Source organism: Actinomycetota bacterium, from assembly GCA_035765775.1.
Taxonomy (GTDB): domain Bacteria; phylum Actinomycetota; class CADDZG01; order JAHWKV01; family JAOPZY01; genus DASTWV01.
Window position 1 is genome coordinate 1 of the sequence record DASTWV010000051.1, and the last position, 14,946, is coordinate 14,946.

A 14,946-nucleotide genomic window follows, 5' to 3' on the forward strand; every position below is an offset into this window, starting at 1 on the left:
CCGATCCGTCCACCAGGGGGAGGTGAGGCCGAGAAGCCAAACCTACCGGCACTCCCCACGGCCGCCAGTGGGCAAGTTTTCGTGGCCATCCTTGGGCAGGTGTAGTGGCCGTCACCGGGCAGAACTCAACGGCCCTTGACAAATAGCAGCGTTCATAGCGTCAAAGGCGAACCACACACCGTCCACGAATAGCGCTGCGCCAAAGGGTCCGTGCGTACCGGCAGACCTCGTGGCCTGGCTCATCGTCAGGATCACCGCCGGGACAGCCAAGAACCCCATGACCCAACCTCCAACCGTCGGGCGGAAAGCTGTTCGAAACCACGTACCTCGCTCCATGGGCTCCGTGTTGGGAGGCCGCCAGGGCGATTGACTGGGTGGGTCATCCTTGGTGGCCCCCAGCTTGACCCCCAAGAGAGGCGGGCCCCAGTTCTCGTGGTGACCATAAGCCTTGGACCGGGGCGCATCGGCTTTCCCTACGGACCCGGCGCCCGCATTCACCGGTTTCTCTCGTCCGCCTAAATTGATCTTAATTCGCAAGCGGTTCGGCATTCTTCCATGGTAGCGCCCAAGTTAGAGTGACGGACAGACTCTTCTCCCCGGGTCCTCTGCCGTGAGGTGGCGGGGCCGCCGAGGATCTGAAGTGGACCATGCGCGTCGGCGACTCGCCCTATTGACTCATGTTTCCGCACTAAACAAATTCTCTAGATATCGAACCCATCGTCAATGCGTGGGCGCTGCTGGGCTCGAACCAGCGACCCCTGCCTTGTAAGGGCAGTGCTCTCCCGCTGAGCTAAGCGCCCGGGTCATGGGCGACGGTGTTCGCCCGGGAAACTATACGTCGCACGGTCCGTAGACCGACCGCCTTCCCCACGCGTCACCCACCAGCACGAATCCAGGCCCCCAGACCCCCAGCCCCTAGCGGCCCAGATCCTCCTCGGACACAACTGTGATCCCCGCCTCCCGCAGCAGCGCGGTCGTCACGCCCACGCCGTCCTTCAGGACACCGGAGAACGTCCCGTTATGGATCCTCCCGCTCCCGCACGACGGCGAGCGGGCCTTCAGCACCGCCACGGAGCACCCCGCCAGCCGGGCCGCCTTCAGCGCCTCCCCGGCCCCCCGCAGGTACTGGGCGGTCACATCGACCCCCTCGGAGTCCACCACCGCGGCCGACCCCGCGACCACCGAGGCGCCATCGGCCTCGGCAGAACCGGCGACTATCTCGGCCGGCCGCCTCGGCGTCGGCAGGCCCCCGAGCTGCTCCGGGCACACCAGCACCGCCCGGCCCCGCCGAACGAGGTCCATGACCACGGCGTTGGGCTTCGAGCGCCCATCGTGCGTGGTGGCGAGCCCCGCCAGGCAGGCCGAAACCAGCACCGGGCCATCCGAGTCGAGCCTAGAGGGGTTCACCCCCAGACCGTACCCCAACCAGTCCGAACCGGAGGATTCACAGTCCGCCGCAAGGGTGCCACAAGACGAGACTCAGGATAATACGGGTTTGAGACCCTTTGCTTGAACTGATGAAAAAACCTTGTCAAGTTGTCAAGTCGGGGCTACACTGGAGCGGCCGACCCGCCGATGTATACAGAGCGGCTCCTCCCCAACGGACTCCCCAGCGCCCGCCCGAAAGGCCCCATCCAGAGCCGCACACAAGAGCCCCACAGCAGCTCAACAACAGTCCCACCAGAGGCCCCACCAAGGACCCCGGCCCCAAGGAACCCAGAGTGCGACGCTCCGACCGCTACGACGACTACGAGCCCGGGACCACCGGCCCCAGGGAGGAGGCCCCGCACGAGGATCTCGTGCGCCAGTACCTCCGCGAGATCGGCCAGTACCCGCTGCTCACCGACATCGACGAGGTCGAGCTCGCCAAGGCCATCGAGGCGGGCAACGAGGCCGAGCCCCAGCTCACCACGCCCAAGGGCAGGCTGTCCGCTCGCCGGGCCGAGGATCTGCGCCGGACGATTGATACCGGCCGGGCCGCGCGCCGGCGCTTCATCCAGTCCAACCTGCGCCTCGTGGTGTCGATCGCCAAGAAGTACTCGGCCGCCGGCCTGCCCCTGCTCGACCTCATCCAGGAGGGCAACCTCGGCCTCATGCGGGCGGTCGAGAAGTTCGACTACCGCCGGGGCTTCAAGTTCTCCACCTACGCCACCTGGTGGATCCGCCAGGCCATCACCCGGGCCATCGCCGACAAGGCCCGGACGATCCGGATCCCGGTGCACATGGTCGAGACGCTCTACCGGGTGCGCAAGGTGCAGGCGGAGCTCATCGAGAACCTGGGCCGGGAACCCTCCATCGACGAGATCGCCGCCGCCGCCGAGATGACCTCCGACAAGGTCCGTGAGGCCTTCCGGGTGCTGCCCGAGCCGGTCTCGATCCACGAGCCGGTGGGCGACGAGGACGCCGAGCTGGGCGACTTCATCCAGGACACCGAGGCCCAGGGGCCCTTCGAGGCGGCCGCCCTCACGCTGCGCCAGGAGGACCTGTGGCGGATGCTCGACGCCCTGACCGAGCGGGAGCGCAAGGTCCTGGCCCTGCGCTTCGGGCTGCTGACCGGCGAACCCCGCACCCTCGAGGAGGTCGGCCGGGAGTTCGCCCTGACCCGGGAGCGCATCCGCCAGATCGAGGCCAAGGCGCTCTCCAAGCTCCGCCACCCCTCCAGCCCCGGTAAGCTCCGGGACATGGTGTCGCTGTAACGCTCCGCAGCGCCGCAGCGCACCACAAGCCGGGCCAACAGCGCAGGGAGGGGAACCCGCGGTGATCACCGCCATCGTGCTGTTGAAGGTGGACGTCCACTCGATCCCGGAGACCGGCCAGGCCATCGCCGAGCTGCCGGCCGTCTCCGAGGTCTACTCGGTCACCGGGCCGTGGGACCTGGTGGCGATCCTGCGCGTCCACGACCAGGACGAGTTGGGCAGCGCCATCGCGGGCCAGATCGACAAGATCCCGGGCGTGACCGCCAGCGAGACCTTCCTCGCCCTGCAGGTGTTCTCCCGCCACGACCTCGACCGCATCTTCTCGATCGGCTTCGACGCCGGCCCACCCGACGCCGGCCCACCCGAAAGCGGACAGGCCCCCGACCCGAGCAACCCCCGATGACCCCCGACGTCGTCGTCGCCCACTATCACGAGGTCGGCCTCAAGGGCCACAACCGCTCGTTCTTCGAGCGCCGCCTCGTCGACAACCTGCGCCGCGCCCTGCGGGACACCGGCTACGGCCACGTGCACGCCATCCCGGGCCGGATCCTGGTCGAGCTGCGGCCTGATGCCGCCCTCAACACCATCCTCGAGCGCATGGCGAGGGTATTCGGCCTGGTCAGCTTCTCCCCCGCCTTCACCGCCCCGGGCGAAATGGATGCGGTCGTGGCGATGGCCCTCGCCCTGGCGGAGCAGACCCCCTTCGAGTCCTTCCGCATCCGGGCGCGGCGGGGCAACTCCTCGTTCCCGGAGTCCTCGCAGCGGGTCAACGAGGTGGTCGGCCAGGCGGTCAAGGACGCCAGCGGGGCCCGGGTGGACCTGAGCAACGCCGAGTGGACCTGCTACATCGAGCTGGTCCGCAACAAGGCGTACCTGTACGCCGAGCGCCTCCCCGGTCCGGGCGGGCTGCCGGCGACGTCGGCCGGGCGGGTGGTCGCCCTCCTGTCCGGCGGAATCGACTCCCCCGTCGCCACCTGGGAGCTCGCCAAGCGGGGGGCGGCGATCACCGCCGTCCACTTCCACGGCCAGCCCTACTCGGACCCCTCCAGCGCCCGGCAGGCCGCCCGCCTGGCGGAACACCTCGCCCCCTGGCTGCGCGAGGTCGACCTCTGGCTGGTCCCCTTCGGCGACGTGCAGGCCGAGATCGTCGTCACCGCCCCCGCCGAGCTGCGCACGGTGCTCTACCGCCGCTTCATGATGCGCATCGCCGAGGCCCTGGCCCTCCAGGTGGGCGCCGAGGCGCTGGTGACCGGCGAGAGCCTCGGCCAGGTGGCCTCCCAGACCCTCCCGAACCTGCGGGTCATCGACAGGGTGGTCCGCCATCTCCCGGTGCTCCGCCCGCTGATCGGCCGGGACAAGGTCGAGATCGAGGCCCTCGCCCGCCGGATCGGCACCTACGAGATCTCCATCGACCCCCACCAGGACTGCTGCGTGCTCTTCGCCCCCCGCCAGGCGGCGACCCGGGCCCGGGCCAACGACCTCGAGGGGGCAGAGCAGGCGCTCGAGGTGGACGCTCTGGTGGCCAAGGCCCTAGCGAATGCCGAGGTGCGCCGCTTCCCGGCCTGAGCCGGCCTTCCCGGCCAATGTTGGAGGAGTGGTACATCCCCTGGCTGTACTACGCGTGCAGGTATGCGGAGCCCACCCCAGGGGAAGGCCCTAGCCAAGCGTGAGCCGCGGCGCCACCACCGCCTCCGGCCCTGCCGACACATCGACCGCACCCAGGAACGCCCGCACCCCGTCCACATCCACCGACAAGTAGGGCGACGGGTAGCCGGCGAGGTGCTTGCGGGCCTTGGCGAACTGCAGCGCCGCCCCCCGGGCATTCCCCCGGGTCAGGTGGTGGAAGCCGGTCGCCAGCTGGATGAGGCCCTGGTAGAAGTCTCGCTCGGGCGCCGGGGCGTCGATCCAGTACTCCTCGAGGGTCTCGTGGGCCGGCAGGTACTTCCCGGCATGAAAAAGACGGATCCCCTCGACGAGATGGGGGGGCAACTCGCCGAGGGAACCCGTCACAGAGCGACAACCTACATCTACAGCAGGGTGTTTGAACAGGGCGCACTACCCGCGCGCGGCGGGCACCCCACCCAGGAGGTCGAACCGGTCGCTTCAGCGCTCGACCGGCACCCCCACCAGTGAGCCGTACTCGGTCCAGGACCCGTCGTAGTTCTTCACATTGCCGATGCCCAGCAGCTCGGTGAGCACGAACCAGGTGTGCGACGAGCGCTCGCCGATGCGGCAGTAGGCGATGGTCTCCTTGTCGCCGGTGATGCCGACGCCGCCGTAGAGCTCCTTCAGCTCGTCGGCACTGCGGAAGGTCCCGTCCTCGGCGGCCGCTTTGCTCCACGGGACGTTGGCGGCACCGGGGATGTGGCCCGGCACCTGAGCCTGCTCCTGGGGGAGGTGCGGCGGGGCGAGGAGGTCACCCCGGAACTCCTCGGGCGAGCGCACGTCGACGTAGGCGTGGGCGCCCCCGGCGACGGCCGAGAGGACCTCGTCCCGCAGCGCACGGATCTCGGGCCGGAGCGCACCGATCTTGGCGGCCGACGTTGGTGCCGACGGGGTGGGGACCTCCTGGGTCAGCTCCCGTGACTGCAGCTCCCACTTCTTGCGGCCGCCGTTGAGCAGGACCACGTTGTCGAAGCCGAGGTAGCGCAGCACCCAGTAGGCGTAGGCGGCGAACCAGTTGTTGTTGCCGGCGTAGAGCACGACGGTGGTGTCGGCCCCGACGCCGGAGCGGGCCAGCAGGGCGGCCAGCTGCTTCTGGTTGATGAAGTCCCGGCGGAGCGGGTCGTGCAGGTCGGTCTTCCAGTTCCAGGCGATGGCACCCGGGATGTGGCCCTTCTGGTACAGCGTGGTGTCCTCGTCGATCTCGACCACCACCAGGCTCGGGTCGTCGAGCCGGCCAGCCAGCTCGTCGTCCGAGATCAGCGTCGCGGGGTTGGCGTACTCAGCCATTGCACTGCTCCTTTCTCATGCTGCAGGTGGGACAACGGGGAAGCGTTGCTGCTCCGGAGTCAGATTCGCAGTCAGGTTGGGCAGTCAGGGCGCCGCACGGCGCCGGATGATCTCCCTGCACGACGGGTCGCCCCGGGCCACCGACGCCTCGACCTCGACGTCGCTCGGGTGCCCGAGGGCGGCCATGGCCCCCTCCTTGAGGGCGGGATCCATCACGGCCACCAGGTCGGAGTGCTCCAGGGCGATGTCCCGGAAAGCGCAGTCCGGGGTGTCGATCTCGGCGTAGTCGCTGTCCAGGCGCACGATCTGAGACTGGGGCGAGAAGCGGGACAGCTCCTCGACCATCGCCTTGACGGCGGCGGCGAAGTCGAGCCCGCCCCCGCGGTAGCCCAGCACCAGCTTGCGGCCCTCCTCCCGGGCGACCTGCTCGGCGAGGGCATAGATGCTGGGGTCGTCGAGGCGTTCCACCAGGCGGATCAGCAGGGCAGCGATCAGGCGGTAAGGGCTCGTCGTCACCGCCAGGACGGGGAACGGCTCAGGGGCGGTCTCGATGATCTGGGCCTCGGCGACGCTCTCGGCGGCCGGCGGCGAGACCTCCCAGTCCTCGAGGGCCCCCATCTCGCCCTCCCAGGTGAAATACACCTTGGCGGGGCGGCCCTTGCGTTTGCGGCGCACCCCGGTGGCGAGGAACCCGGCCTCCACCAGCAGGTCGAGGTGGGCCCGGGCGACGTTGGCGTGCAGCGAGAACTCGTCCGCCACTTCCTTGGCGGTGAGGGAGCCCGACTTCAGCAGGTGGGCGAGGATGGCCGAACGGGTTGGGAGCGCGAGCGCCTTAGCGGCTTTGACAGAATGGTCGTCTCCCACAGGCATGACGACGCGAGTCTACCGCATTTCCCCGGTTTATCAAGGGCTAAAGTGAGAAAACCCGGCGAGGGCCTCCTACACCGGGACTACATCGATCTGGAGGCCGGCGGCTTCGGCAAGATCACGAAGGTCCCCCGGGTCGGACGTCAGGATCTCATCCCCGTCGCGTGCCAGGCACACCAGCGCCGAATCGATCGCGTCGTCGGCGCCGCCGGTGAGCCTCAGCAGGACGCCCGCCGCTTTGCCCAACTCTTCGTCCAGCGGTTTCACCTCGGCGGCTGCGAGCAGCCGGGCGAGATTCGCTTGGCGACCAGTCCCGGTCCGCCATACCTGTGCGACGATCCCACCGTGGGTGATCGGCAAACGCCCGGCGAGCTGCTCACGCTTCAGGAGGGCCACAACATCGCGGTCGGCGCGCTCGACGGCAAGAAATGGCCCAGCGTCGAGGATCAGGCTCAAGGCATTCCGACCGCGTCGCCGGGTTGGCTCCTCACCACCGTCGCCCGAGCCCGGGCTCGGCGCACCGCACCTGCGATCTCGTCATCGCCGATCACCCCGTGCTCAGCTTCGTAGGCGGCAACAAAAGCATCGAGCGCTCGCATCCGACGATCGTGATCGACCTTCAACCGGAGGGCCTCGGCGACCCAGGCGCTGACGCTGTCCGCCTGCCCCGCATCGACTGCTGCCCGTCCCGCCTGGATGAGATCTGCCTCGACCGAGACCGAGAGCCGTCCCTTCGTCATACATTTATCCTACAGACATAGCACTTGCGTGGTAGCACGGATGTTCCCGGCTGCCACGCCGGAGTCCCTTGGGCTGCGTCGACCCCGCCCGGTCCCCTACTCCGGCACCGCGGCCGACCGCCCCAGGCGCTCGGGGATGCCGTCGAACCAGGCCAGCATCGCCTCCTCGTAGGCCACGCCCAGCTCGGCGACGTGGGCCATGAAGGGCTGCTCGTCGGCCAGCTTGGGGATGATCGAGCGGAAGTAGTCCAGGCGTTCCTGGTGCACCCCCCGGTGCACGGCGGCGAAGGCCGCCAGCAACGAGGGGTCGAGGTGCTGGCCGAAGAAATACGTCAGCAGGAACGGCAGCCGCATGATGTCCGGCCCGGGCGTCGCCGCCAGCCAGCCGGCGAACGCCTCGCTCCCGGCGGGCGTGATGGTGTACGGCCGCCGGGCGCGGTGCCCGGACTCCCCCTCGGTCACCAGCCCCCCGTCCGCCAGGCGGGCCAACTCCCGGTACACCTGGCTGCGGGTGACGTTCCAGAAGTAGCCGATCGAGGCCTCGACCAGCGAGACGATGTCGTAGCCCGACAGCGGGCCGAAGGTCTCGAGGAAGCCCAGCAGCGACGCCGCGGTGGAGTTCAACTCGGCGGGCGCCGGCCCCGCTGGTTCAGTCATGAGCCTCGCCGGCTCGGCCATGAGCCCGAGGCCCCGCTAGGAGCCCTGCTTGTCCTTGTAGGCCTTCAGCCCTTCGAGCAGGGTGTTCCATCCGAGCAGGGCGCACTTGATCCGGACCGGGTACTTCTGCACACCTTGCAGGGCGGCGAGGTCGCCCAGCTTGTCCGGGTCCGGGGAGGCCTCCCCCTGCATCATCTTCTTGAACAGGTGCGCCAGCTCCTCGGCATCGGCGAGGCTCACGCCCTTGACCTTCTCGGTCATCATCGAGGTGGAGGCCTGTGAGATCGAGCACCCCTTGCCCTCGAAGGACACGCCGGTCAGCTGGCCGTCCTCGACGACCCCGAACAGGTGGACCTCGTCGCCGCACAGGGGGTTGTCGCGGTGCAGATCGAAGTCGGCCGGGTCGAGCTTGCCCCGGTTCCGGGGCGACCGGTAGTGGTCGAGGATGACCTCCTTGTAGAGCTCGTCGAGGCCGCTCACGCGCCCACCCCGAACAGCTTCGTCACTTCTGCGAGCGCCTCCACGAGAGCGTCGACCTCCTCCTCAGTGTTGTACAGGTAAAAGGATGCGCGAGCGGTAGCCGGCACACCCAGTTTACGCATGAGGGGCTTGGCGCAATGGTGTCCCGCCCGGATGGCCACCCCCTGGGTGTCCATGATCGTGCCGACGTCGTGGGCGTGGACGTCGCCCAGGTTGAAGGCGATCACGCCGCCCTTGACCTCGGCGTCCCGGGGGCCGTAGATGGTCATGCCCGGCACCTCGGAGAGGCGCTCCAGCCCGTAGCGGGTGAGCTCCACCTCGTGGTCCCGGATCGCCTTGATGCCGATGCCGTTGAGGTAGTCGATCGCTGCTCCCAGGCTGACGGCCTCGGCGAATGGCGGTGTCCCGGCCTCGAACTTGTAGGGCACCTCGTTGTAGGTCGAGTGGTCCAGCCAGACGTCGCTGATCATCTCGCCGCCGCCGTGGAAGGGGTGCATGGCCTCCAACAGCTCGGGGCGGCCCCAGACGAAGCCGATCCCGGTGGTGGCGCACATCTTGTGCCCGGTGCCGACGTAGAAGTCGCACCCGAGGGCGGCGACGTCCACCGGCATATGCGGCACCGCCTGGGCGCCGTCGCACACCACCACGGCGCCGACCTGGTGAGCCATGGCAGCGATCTCGGCCACCGGGTTGATCGTGCCCAGCACGTTGGAGACGTGGGTCACGGTCACCAGGCGTACCCGCGGGGTCAGCATCTTCTCGAAGGCTTCGAGGTCAAGGGTGGCACCGTCGTTCACCGGGATTGCCCGGAGGTGGGCGCCGGTGTCCTCGCAGGCCAGCTGCCAGCTGACCAGGTTGGAGTGGTGCTCCATCTCGGTGGTGACGATCTCGTCGCCCTCGGCCAGGTTGTGGCGGGCCCAGGCGTAGGCCAGGAGATTGAGGCTCTCCGTGGCCGACTTGGTGAAGACCAGTCCGGTGGGGCCGGGGGCCCCGATCAGCTCGGCGACCTTGCCCCGGGCGCTCTCGTAGAGCACCGTCGCCCGCTCCCCCAGCGTGTGCACCGACCGGTGGACATTGGCGTTGTCCTCCCGCAAGAACCGGGATAGCTCATCGATCACCTGGTTGGGCTTCTGCGAGGTTGCGGCGTTGTCCAGGTAAGCGAGGCGGTGGCCGTTCACTTCCTGGTCGAGCACAGGGAAATCCTTGCGCAGCTCTCGGGCGTCCATTTCCGTATCGTACTCCTGCCTCGGTGCTACTCCGCCGGGGGTTCCTGCTCCCGGTCCAGATTAGCACTATATTCACCGTACTAATGAGAGGAGATTGCCATGGCACCGGCCGGGCGGACGGAGGTACCCCCCAGCCACGCCCCCATCCTGGCCAGCAGGGCCTTGGCCCACGTTGCCACAATCGGCCCCCGGGGCGAGCCCCAGTCCCACCCGGTGTGGTTCGGCTGGGACGGCCAGCGGCTGGCCTTCAGCACCACGAAGGCCCGCCAGAAGTACCGCAACCTGCGCCGCGACCCCCGGATCTCGGCGACCATCACCGACCCCGAGCGGCCCGAGCGCTACCTGGAGCTCCGGGGGGTGGCCCAGATCAGCGATGACCCCGACCGGGCGTACATCAACGAGATGTCGCTGCGCTACCGCGGCCAGCAGTTCCCGCCCAGTCCCGGGGAGGAGCGGGTGGTCGTGTCGTTCGTGCCGACCCACGTGACCGGGCAGTGAAGGCGGCGGTGATCGCCCAGTGATTACGCCCGAGAAGCGGCGCAAGCTCCTGATCCTCGCCATCGTGTTGACGGTGGCCGCCGGCATCCTGCTGATCGTGGGGGCGGTGGTGCGCAACTTCGGGGTGCTGGTGGTCGCGATCGGGCTGGCGTTCGTGGCCCGCACCATCGCCTGGCAGTGGGCGAGGGCCGGGCACCGCCGACCGCCGCCGCCCGAAAAACGGATCCTGTAGCCCGGCCTCAGCTGGCGGCGGTGCCGTACGCCGGGACGCCGTTCGGCTCGTACCAGCCGGCGTGAGGGACGATGAGGTCACTTTGCACCGCGTTTTGCGGGCCCATCGACCTCATGACCATTCCCTCGATCATGCTTAACCGATCACATCGGGCGGCCGCTAGATCCGAGTGGCCCGAGGTGCAACACCCATTGCTGCACCTCGAGAATGTCTGTGAGTGCTGAGTTCCCTATAGCACCCTCAAACACTCACAGACGCACAGCTGCCTGCGCTGGCGGTCGGTGCCCCCCGCCGGATCGACGTCGATGGGAACGGGGTTTGCGATGGGCGGTCGACTTTTGGGGACTAAATTCCGTCAAAACACCGAAAAATTTCCCCAGAACTGCCCCGGCCGGCCCCCGCCCGCGACGCGCGCCCGCCCCCGCGGCCCCTCAACGGCCCCGGCCCGGCTTACGCCGGGGCTTGGTCCGTCAGCGGCTCGGTCTCCGGGATCCCGGCGTCGGTGCGGAACTGCTCGTAGCCCTTCGCCTCCAGCTCCTGGGCCAGCTCCTTGCCCCCGGACCGCACGATGCGGCCCCCGAGCAGCACGTGGATGAACGTCGGCTCGATGTAGTTCAGCAGGCGCTGGTAGTGGGTGATGAGCAGCATCCCCCGGGCCTCGTTGTGGATCTTCATCACACCGCCGGCGACCTCCCGCAGAGCGTCGATGTCCAGGCCGGTGTCGGTCTCGTCCAGGATGGACAGCTCGGGGTCCAGCACGGCCATCTGCAGCACCTCGGCCCGCTTGCGCTCGCCGCCCGAGAAGCCCTGGTTGACGTAGCGGTTGATGAGCTCATTGCCCACGCCCAGCATGTCCATCTTGGTCTGCAGGTAGCGCCGGAAGTCCATGGCGCCCAACGGGGCGTCCGCCCTCGAGGCGTTGTAGGCGGTGCGCAGGAAGTTGACCACCGACACCCCGGGGATCTCGGTCGGGTTCTGGAAGGCCAGGAACATGCCGAGGCGGGCCCGTTCCTCGGGGGCCAGGCCGTGCAGGTTCTGCCCCCGGAACACAACGGTGCCCTGCGAGAGCACATAGCCGGGCTTGCCCATGAGCACATTGGCCAACGTGGACTTCCCGGACCCGTTCGGTCCCATGATGGCGTGGATCTCCCCGGGGAGGATCTTTAAATCGACGCCTCGGAGGATCTCCTTACCCTCAACTTGAGCGTGAAGGTCTTCGATCAGCAGGATCGGCTCAGCCATAGGTCACCACTCCTCTTCGCTTGTTCTCGCGGCTCACCGCGGGCCTCGCACGTAGACGTCCCCGCCCTCCACCTTCACTTCATAGGCCGGCACCGGCCGGGTGGCGGGAAGGCCCCGCACCGCCCCGGTCCGCAGGGAGAATTTGGACCCGTGCATCGGGCACTCCACCTCGCCGTCCTCCAGCCAGCCATCGTGCAGCTCGACGTACTCGTGGCTGCAGATGTCGCTGATGGCCAGTAGCTCGCCCTCGACGTTGCCCAGGAGGACCGGCTCGCCGTCCACCATCACCTGGATCATGTCGTCCTCCTTGACGTCGCCCTCGCCGGCGACTCGCACCCAATCCGCCACGGCCTACCCCAGCTTCCGCGCGATGGCCTCGCGCAGCGTGGCCTGCAGGGACTCGACGCCCACCCGGTTGATGACGTCCTCGAAGAAGCCGAGGGCGATGAGGCGCTCGGCTTCCTCCTTCGAGATCCCCCGGGACTGCAGGTAGAACAGCTGGGCCTCGTCGATCTGGCCGACGGTCGAGCCATGGGTGCAGCGCACGTCGTTGTTCAGGATCTCGAGTTCGGGCTTGGAGTCGGCCTTGGCGTGGTCGGAGAGCACGAGGTTGCGGTTCGCCTGGTAGGCGTCGGTCTTGGCGGCCCCCTCGTGCACCCGGATGAGGCCGGAGTACACCGTGTGGGCGGTGTCCTTGAGCGCCCCCTTGTACAGCAGGTCGGAGGTGCACGCCGGGGCGGCGTGGTCCTGCAGCGTGCGCATGTCGAAGTGCTGGTTGGCCTCGGCGAAGTACAGGCCGAGCATCTGCAGCGACGCATGCTCGCCGGCCAGCAAGTTCTCCACCTGCGCCCGGGAGAAGGTGGCCCCCAGCGTCACCACCAGGCTGCGCATGGTGGCCTGGGCGCCGATGGACCCCCGATGGGTCAAGAAGTGCCACACCCCCCGCCCATACTCCTGCAGGGACACGACGGTCACGTGCGACCCGGCCCCGGCCACGACCTCGATGCCCGCGTCGGACAGGGTGGGTGAAGCCAGGTCCGGCGACTCGAACCGGTCCACGAACACCACGCTGGCCCCCTCCTCCACCACCACGAGGGTGTGGGGGAACGACCCGGTGCCGGCTGCCGAGAGCGTCCGGGTCGCCTCGATCGGCACCTCGACGTCGACCCCCCGGGGCACGTAGAGGAACGTTCCCCCGGCGAACAGGGCGGCGTGCAGGCCGGTGAAGATGTCCTGGCCCGGGTGGTACAGGCTGAAGAGATGCTGGCGGACCAGCTCGGGCCTGGTCTGCAGGGCGTTGTAGAGCGGCAGCAGGACCACGCCCTGCTCCTCGAGCGCCGGGGTGCGGGGGAGGGTCAGGGCGGCGTCGAACGGCTCCGGCGGGGCCGCCGAGAACTGGTCCAGGGAGAACTTGAGCCGGCGCAGATCGGTGTAGCGCCAGGGCTCGTCCCGCTCGGCGGGCAGCTCCAGCTTCTCGACGTAGCCCCAGGCCTCCAGGCGGCGTTCGGTCAGCCACCCGGGCTCGTCGAGCGCGCGGCTCAGTTCCTCGACATCGTGCTGTGTGAACCCCATATGCGCTGGTCCCCCGTGGGTGCCCGCCAAAAAAGAGCGGGCTTACCCGACGGAGCCCTCCATCTGCAGCTGGATCAGCCGGTTGAGCTCCACTGCGTACTCCAGCGGCAGCTCCTTGGTGATCGGCTCGATGAAGCCCCGGACGATGAGGCTCATCGCCTCGGCTTCGTCGATGCCCCGGCTCTGCAAGTAGAAGAGCTGCTCCTCGCCCACCCGGGACACGGTCGCCTCATGGCCGATGGAGGCGGTCTCCTCCTCGATCTCGATGTAGGGGTAGGTGTCCGAGCGGGACGCCTCGTCCAGGATCAGGGCGTCGCAGCGGACGTTGGACTTCGCCTTCGTGGCGCCGTCCTCCACCCGCACCAGGCCCCGGTACCCGGCCCGGCCGCCGTCCTTGGAGATCGACTTCGAGATGATGCTGGACTGTGTGTTCGGGGCGGCGTGCACCACCTTGCCGCCGGCGTCCTGGTGCTGGCCGTCGCCGGCGTAAGCCACCGAGAGCACCTCGCCCTTCGCCCCCTCGCCGAGGAGGTAGATGGCCGGGTACTTCATCGTCACCTTGGAGCCCAGGTTGCCGTCCACCCACTCCATCGTGGCGTGCTCGTAGGCGACGGCCCGCTTGGTGACCAGGTTGTACACGTTGTTGGACCAGTTCTGGATCGTGGTGTAGCGGCAGCGGGCGTGGGGCTTGACGATGATCTCCACCACGGCGGAGTGCAGCGAGTCGCTGGAGTACACCGGTGCCGAGCAGCCCTCGACGTAGTGCACCCAGGCACCCTCGTCCACGATGATCATCGTCCGCTCGAACTGGCCCATGTTCTCCTGGTTGATCCGGAAGTAGGCCTGGAGCGGGATCTCCACCGAGACGCCCTTGGGCACATAGATGAACGAGCCGCCCGACCACACCGCCGAGTTCAAGGCGGCGAACTTGTTGTCGTTGGCGGGGATGATGGAGCCGAAGTACTCCTTGACGATGTCCTCGTGCTCCCGGAGGGCGGAATCCATGTCGGTGAAGATGACGCCGAGGTTCTCCAGCTCCTTCTTGGTGGAGTGGTAGACGACCTCGGACTCGTACTGGGCGGTCACGCCCCCGAGGTAGCTCTTTTCCGCCTCGGGGATGCCGAGCTTGTCCCAGGTGTCGCGGATCTCGGGCGGCATGTCCTCCCACTTCGAGACCTTGTTGGTGGGCTTGATGTAGTAGTAGATGTTGTCGAAGTCGATACCTGAGAGGTCGGCGCCCCACTTCGGCATCGGCCGGGCCAGGAAGTAATCGAGGGCCTTGTGGCGATACTTGCGCATCCAGGCCGGTTCGTTCTTCCGGTCGGAGATCTGGTCGATGACCTCGTGGCTCAACCCGCGCTGGGGCTTCTCGATGTAGTTGGTGGCGTCCGACCAGCCGTACTTGTAGGTCTCCTTGAGCTGGCGGACCTCTTCGTTCTCGGTCAGGATCGGATCTTGCGCCTGGGTAGCCATAAGGACCCTCCTCGAGCGTCCGGGTTCATCGCGGTCTGGATGGCATCTCCCCTGCCTGTGACCGGTGCCCCCACCCGGTCCCCATCTGGCAGGTTAGGTTAGCCTAACCTCGGTCCAGTCTAGCAGGAACCACTTTCCCGATCTAGCCCGACTTGACCGCTCGCTTGGACCCGAGATCGGGGAAGTACGAGGCGCAGGGCTTCTCAGGTGGTGCGGACAGCACCGTGCGCAGGGAACGACTGGCGTCGCTCCGCCAGGCCGACCGGGGCGCTCGACTCCCGCTCCCCCAGCACCGTCGGGCGGCAGGTGCA

At 68.2% G+C, this 14,946-nt stretch carries 18 protein-coding genes and 1 tRNA gene; 5 read left to right on the forward strand and 14 right to left on the reverse strand.

The genetic code is table 11. From position 1 onward, the window contains the following. Positions 1–728: 728 nt before the first annotated feature. Both VFW71_11465 and VFW71_11470 read right to left on the reverse strand, forming a co-directional pair. Positions 729–800: transfer RNA gene (locus VFW71_11465), tRNA-Val, on the reverse strand. Positions 801–915: 115 nt separating this feature from the next. Further along, a complete protein-coding gene (locus VFW71_11470) occupies positions 916–1,374 on the reverse strand; it encodes a DUF523 domain-containing protein (protein HEU5003380.1) in 459 nt (152 codons plus the stop codon). Between the two features lie 425 nt (positions 1,375–1,799). Between VFW71_11470 and VFW71_11475 the strand changes: the two genes are divergently transcribed. The 3 genes from VFW71_11475 to thiI all read left to right on the forward strand — a co-directional run bounded on the left by VFW71_11475 (position 1,800) and on the right by thiI (position 4,262). Then, positions 1,800–2,696, forward strand: a complete 897-nt coding sequence (locus VFW71_11475; protein ID HEU5003381.1) for a sigma-70 family RNA polymerase sigma factor — start codon at positions 1,800–1,802, stop codon at positions 2,694–2,696. A 61-nt stretch (positions 2,697–2,757) separates the two neighbouring features. Continuing rightward, positions 2,758–3,099, forward strand: coding sequence for an Lrp/AsnC ligand binding domain-containing protein (locus VFW71_11480; GenBank protein HEU5003382.1), 342 nt, complete (start codon positions 2,758–2,760; stop codon positions 3,097–3,099). Beyond that, complete coding sequence (gene thiI, locus VFW71_11485; GenBank protein ID HEU5003383.1) at positions 3,096–4,262, forward strand: tRNA uracil 4-sulfurtransferase ThiI; 1,167 nt, start codon at positions 3,096–3,098, stop codon at positions 4,260–4,262. The genes VFW71_11480 and thiI overlap by 4 nt, the downstream gene beginning before the upstream one ends. A 90-nt stretch (positions 4,263–4,352) precedes the next feature. On the opposite strand, the gene VFW71_11490 is transcribed toward thiI, so the two are convergent. The 8 genes from VFW71_11490 to VFW71_11525 all read right to left on the reverse strand — a co-directional run bounded on the left by VFW71_11490 (position 4,353) and on the right by VFW71_11525 (position 9,618). Continuing rightward, positions 4,353–4,706 (reverse strand): DUF309 domain-containing protein, encoded by a 354-nt coding sequence (locus tag VFW71_11490; GenBank protein ID HEU5003384.1) that lies wholly within the window; start codon positions 4,704–4,706, stop codon positions 4,353–4,355. Positions 4,707–4,799: 93 nt separating this feature from the next. Beyond that, entirely contained in the window at positions 4,800–5,648 is an 849-nt protein-coding gene (locus VFW71_11495; protein HEU5003385.1) for a sulfurtransferase, read from the reverse strand. A gap of 84 nt (positions 5,649–5,732) precedes the next feature. Beyond that, complete coding sequence (locus VFW71_11500) at positions 5,733–6,518, reverse strand: helix-turn-helix domain-containing protein (GenBank protein HEU5003386.1); 786 nt, start codon at positions 6,516–6,518, stop codon at positions 5,733–5,735. A gap of 69 nt (positions 6,519–6,587) precedes the next feature. Continuing rightward, a complete protein-coding gene (locus tag VFW71_11505) occupies positions 6,588–6,971 on the reverse strand; it encodes a twitching motility protein PilT (GenBank protein ID HEU5003387.1) in 384 nt (127 codons plus the stop codon). Continuing rightward, positions 6,968–7,255, reverse strand: coding sequence for a hypothetical protein (locus VFW71_11510; GenBank protein ID HEU5003388.1), 288 nt, complete (start codon positions 7,253–7,255; stop codon positions 6,968–6,970). Before VFW71_11510 ends, VFW71_11505 begins: the two co-directional genes overlap by 4 nt. Before the next feature lie 96 nt (positions 7,256–7,351). Beyond that, positions 7,352–7,912 (reverse strand): PadR family transcriptional regulator, encoded by a 561-nt coding sequence (locus VFW71_11515; GenBank protein HEU5003389.1) that lies wholly within the window; start codon positions 7,910–7,912, stop codon positions 7,352–7,354. Between the two features lie 36 nt (positions 7,913–7,948). Next, a complete protein-coding gene (locus tag VFW71_11520) occupies positions 7,949–8,392 on the reverse strand; it encodes an SUF system NifU family Fe-S cluster assembly protein (GenBank protein HEU5003390.1) in 444 nt (147 codons plus the stop codon). Continuing rightward, positions 8,389–9,618 (reverse strand): cysteine desulfurase, encoded by a 1,230-nt coding sequence (locus VFW71_11525; GenBank protein HEU5003391.1) that lies wholly within the window; start codon positions 9,616–9,618, stop codon positions 8,389–8,391. The genes VFW71_11520 and VFW71_11525 overlap by 4 nt, the downstream gene beginning before the upstream one ends. A 99-nt stretch (positions 9,619–9,717) precedes the next feature. Between VFW71_11525 and VFW71_11530 the strand changes: the two genes are divergently transcribed. Beyond that, a complete protein-coding gene (locus VFW71_11530; GenBank protein ID HEU5003392.1) occupies positions 9,718–10,116 on the forward strand; it encodes a PPOX class F420-dependent oxidoreductase in 399 nt (132 codons plus the stop codon). Positions 10,117–10,135: 19 nt separating this feature from the next. After that, positions 10,136–10,348: a hypothetical protein gene (locus tag VFW71_11535; protein HEU5003393.1), complete on the forward strand. Its 213-nt coding sequence runs from the start codon at positions 10,136–10,138 to the stop codon at positions 10,346–10,348. 450 nt (positions 10,349–10,798) lie between these two features. Here VFW71_11535 and sufC read toward each other — a convergent pair whose 3' ends face one another. Genes sufC through sufB form a run of 4 tightly spaced genes read right to left on the reverse strand, consistent with a single transcriptional unit; the run spans position 10,799 to position 14,635 of the window. After that, positions 10,799–11,590 (reverse strand): Fe-S cluster assembly ATPase SufC, encoded by a 792-nt coding sequence (gene sufC / locus VFW71_11540; GenBank protein ID HEU5003394.1) that lies wholly within the window; start codon positions 11,588–11,590, stop codon positions 10,799–10,801. A gap of 33 nt (positions 11,591–11,623) precedes the next feature. Continuing rightward, positions 11,624–11,938, reverse strand: coding sequence for a non-heme iron oxygenase ferredoxin subunit (locus VFW71_11545; GenBank protein HEU5003395.1), 315 nt, complete (start codon positions 11,936–11,938; stop codon positions 11,624–11,626). Positions 11,939–11,941: 3 nt separating this feature from the next. Next, positions 11,942–13,162: a Fe-S cluster assembly protein SufD gene (gene sufD, locus VFW71_11550; GenBank protein ID HEU5003396.1), complete on the reverse strand. Its 1,221-nt coding sequence runs from the start codon at positions 13,160–13,162 to the stop codon at positions 11,942–11,944. 42 nt (positions 13,163–13,204) lie between these two features. Continuing rightward, complete coding sequence (gene sufB, locus VFW71_11555) at positions 13,205–14,635, reverse strand: Fe-S cluster assembly protein SufB (GenBank protein ID HEU5003397.1); 1,431 nt, start codon at positions 14,633–14,635, stop codon at positions 13,205–13,207. Positions 14,636–14,946: the final 311 nt, after the last annotated feature.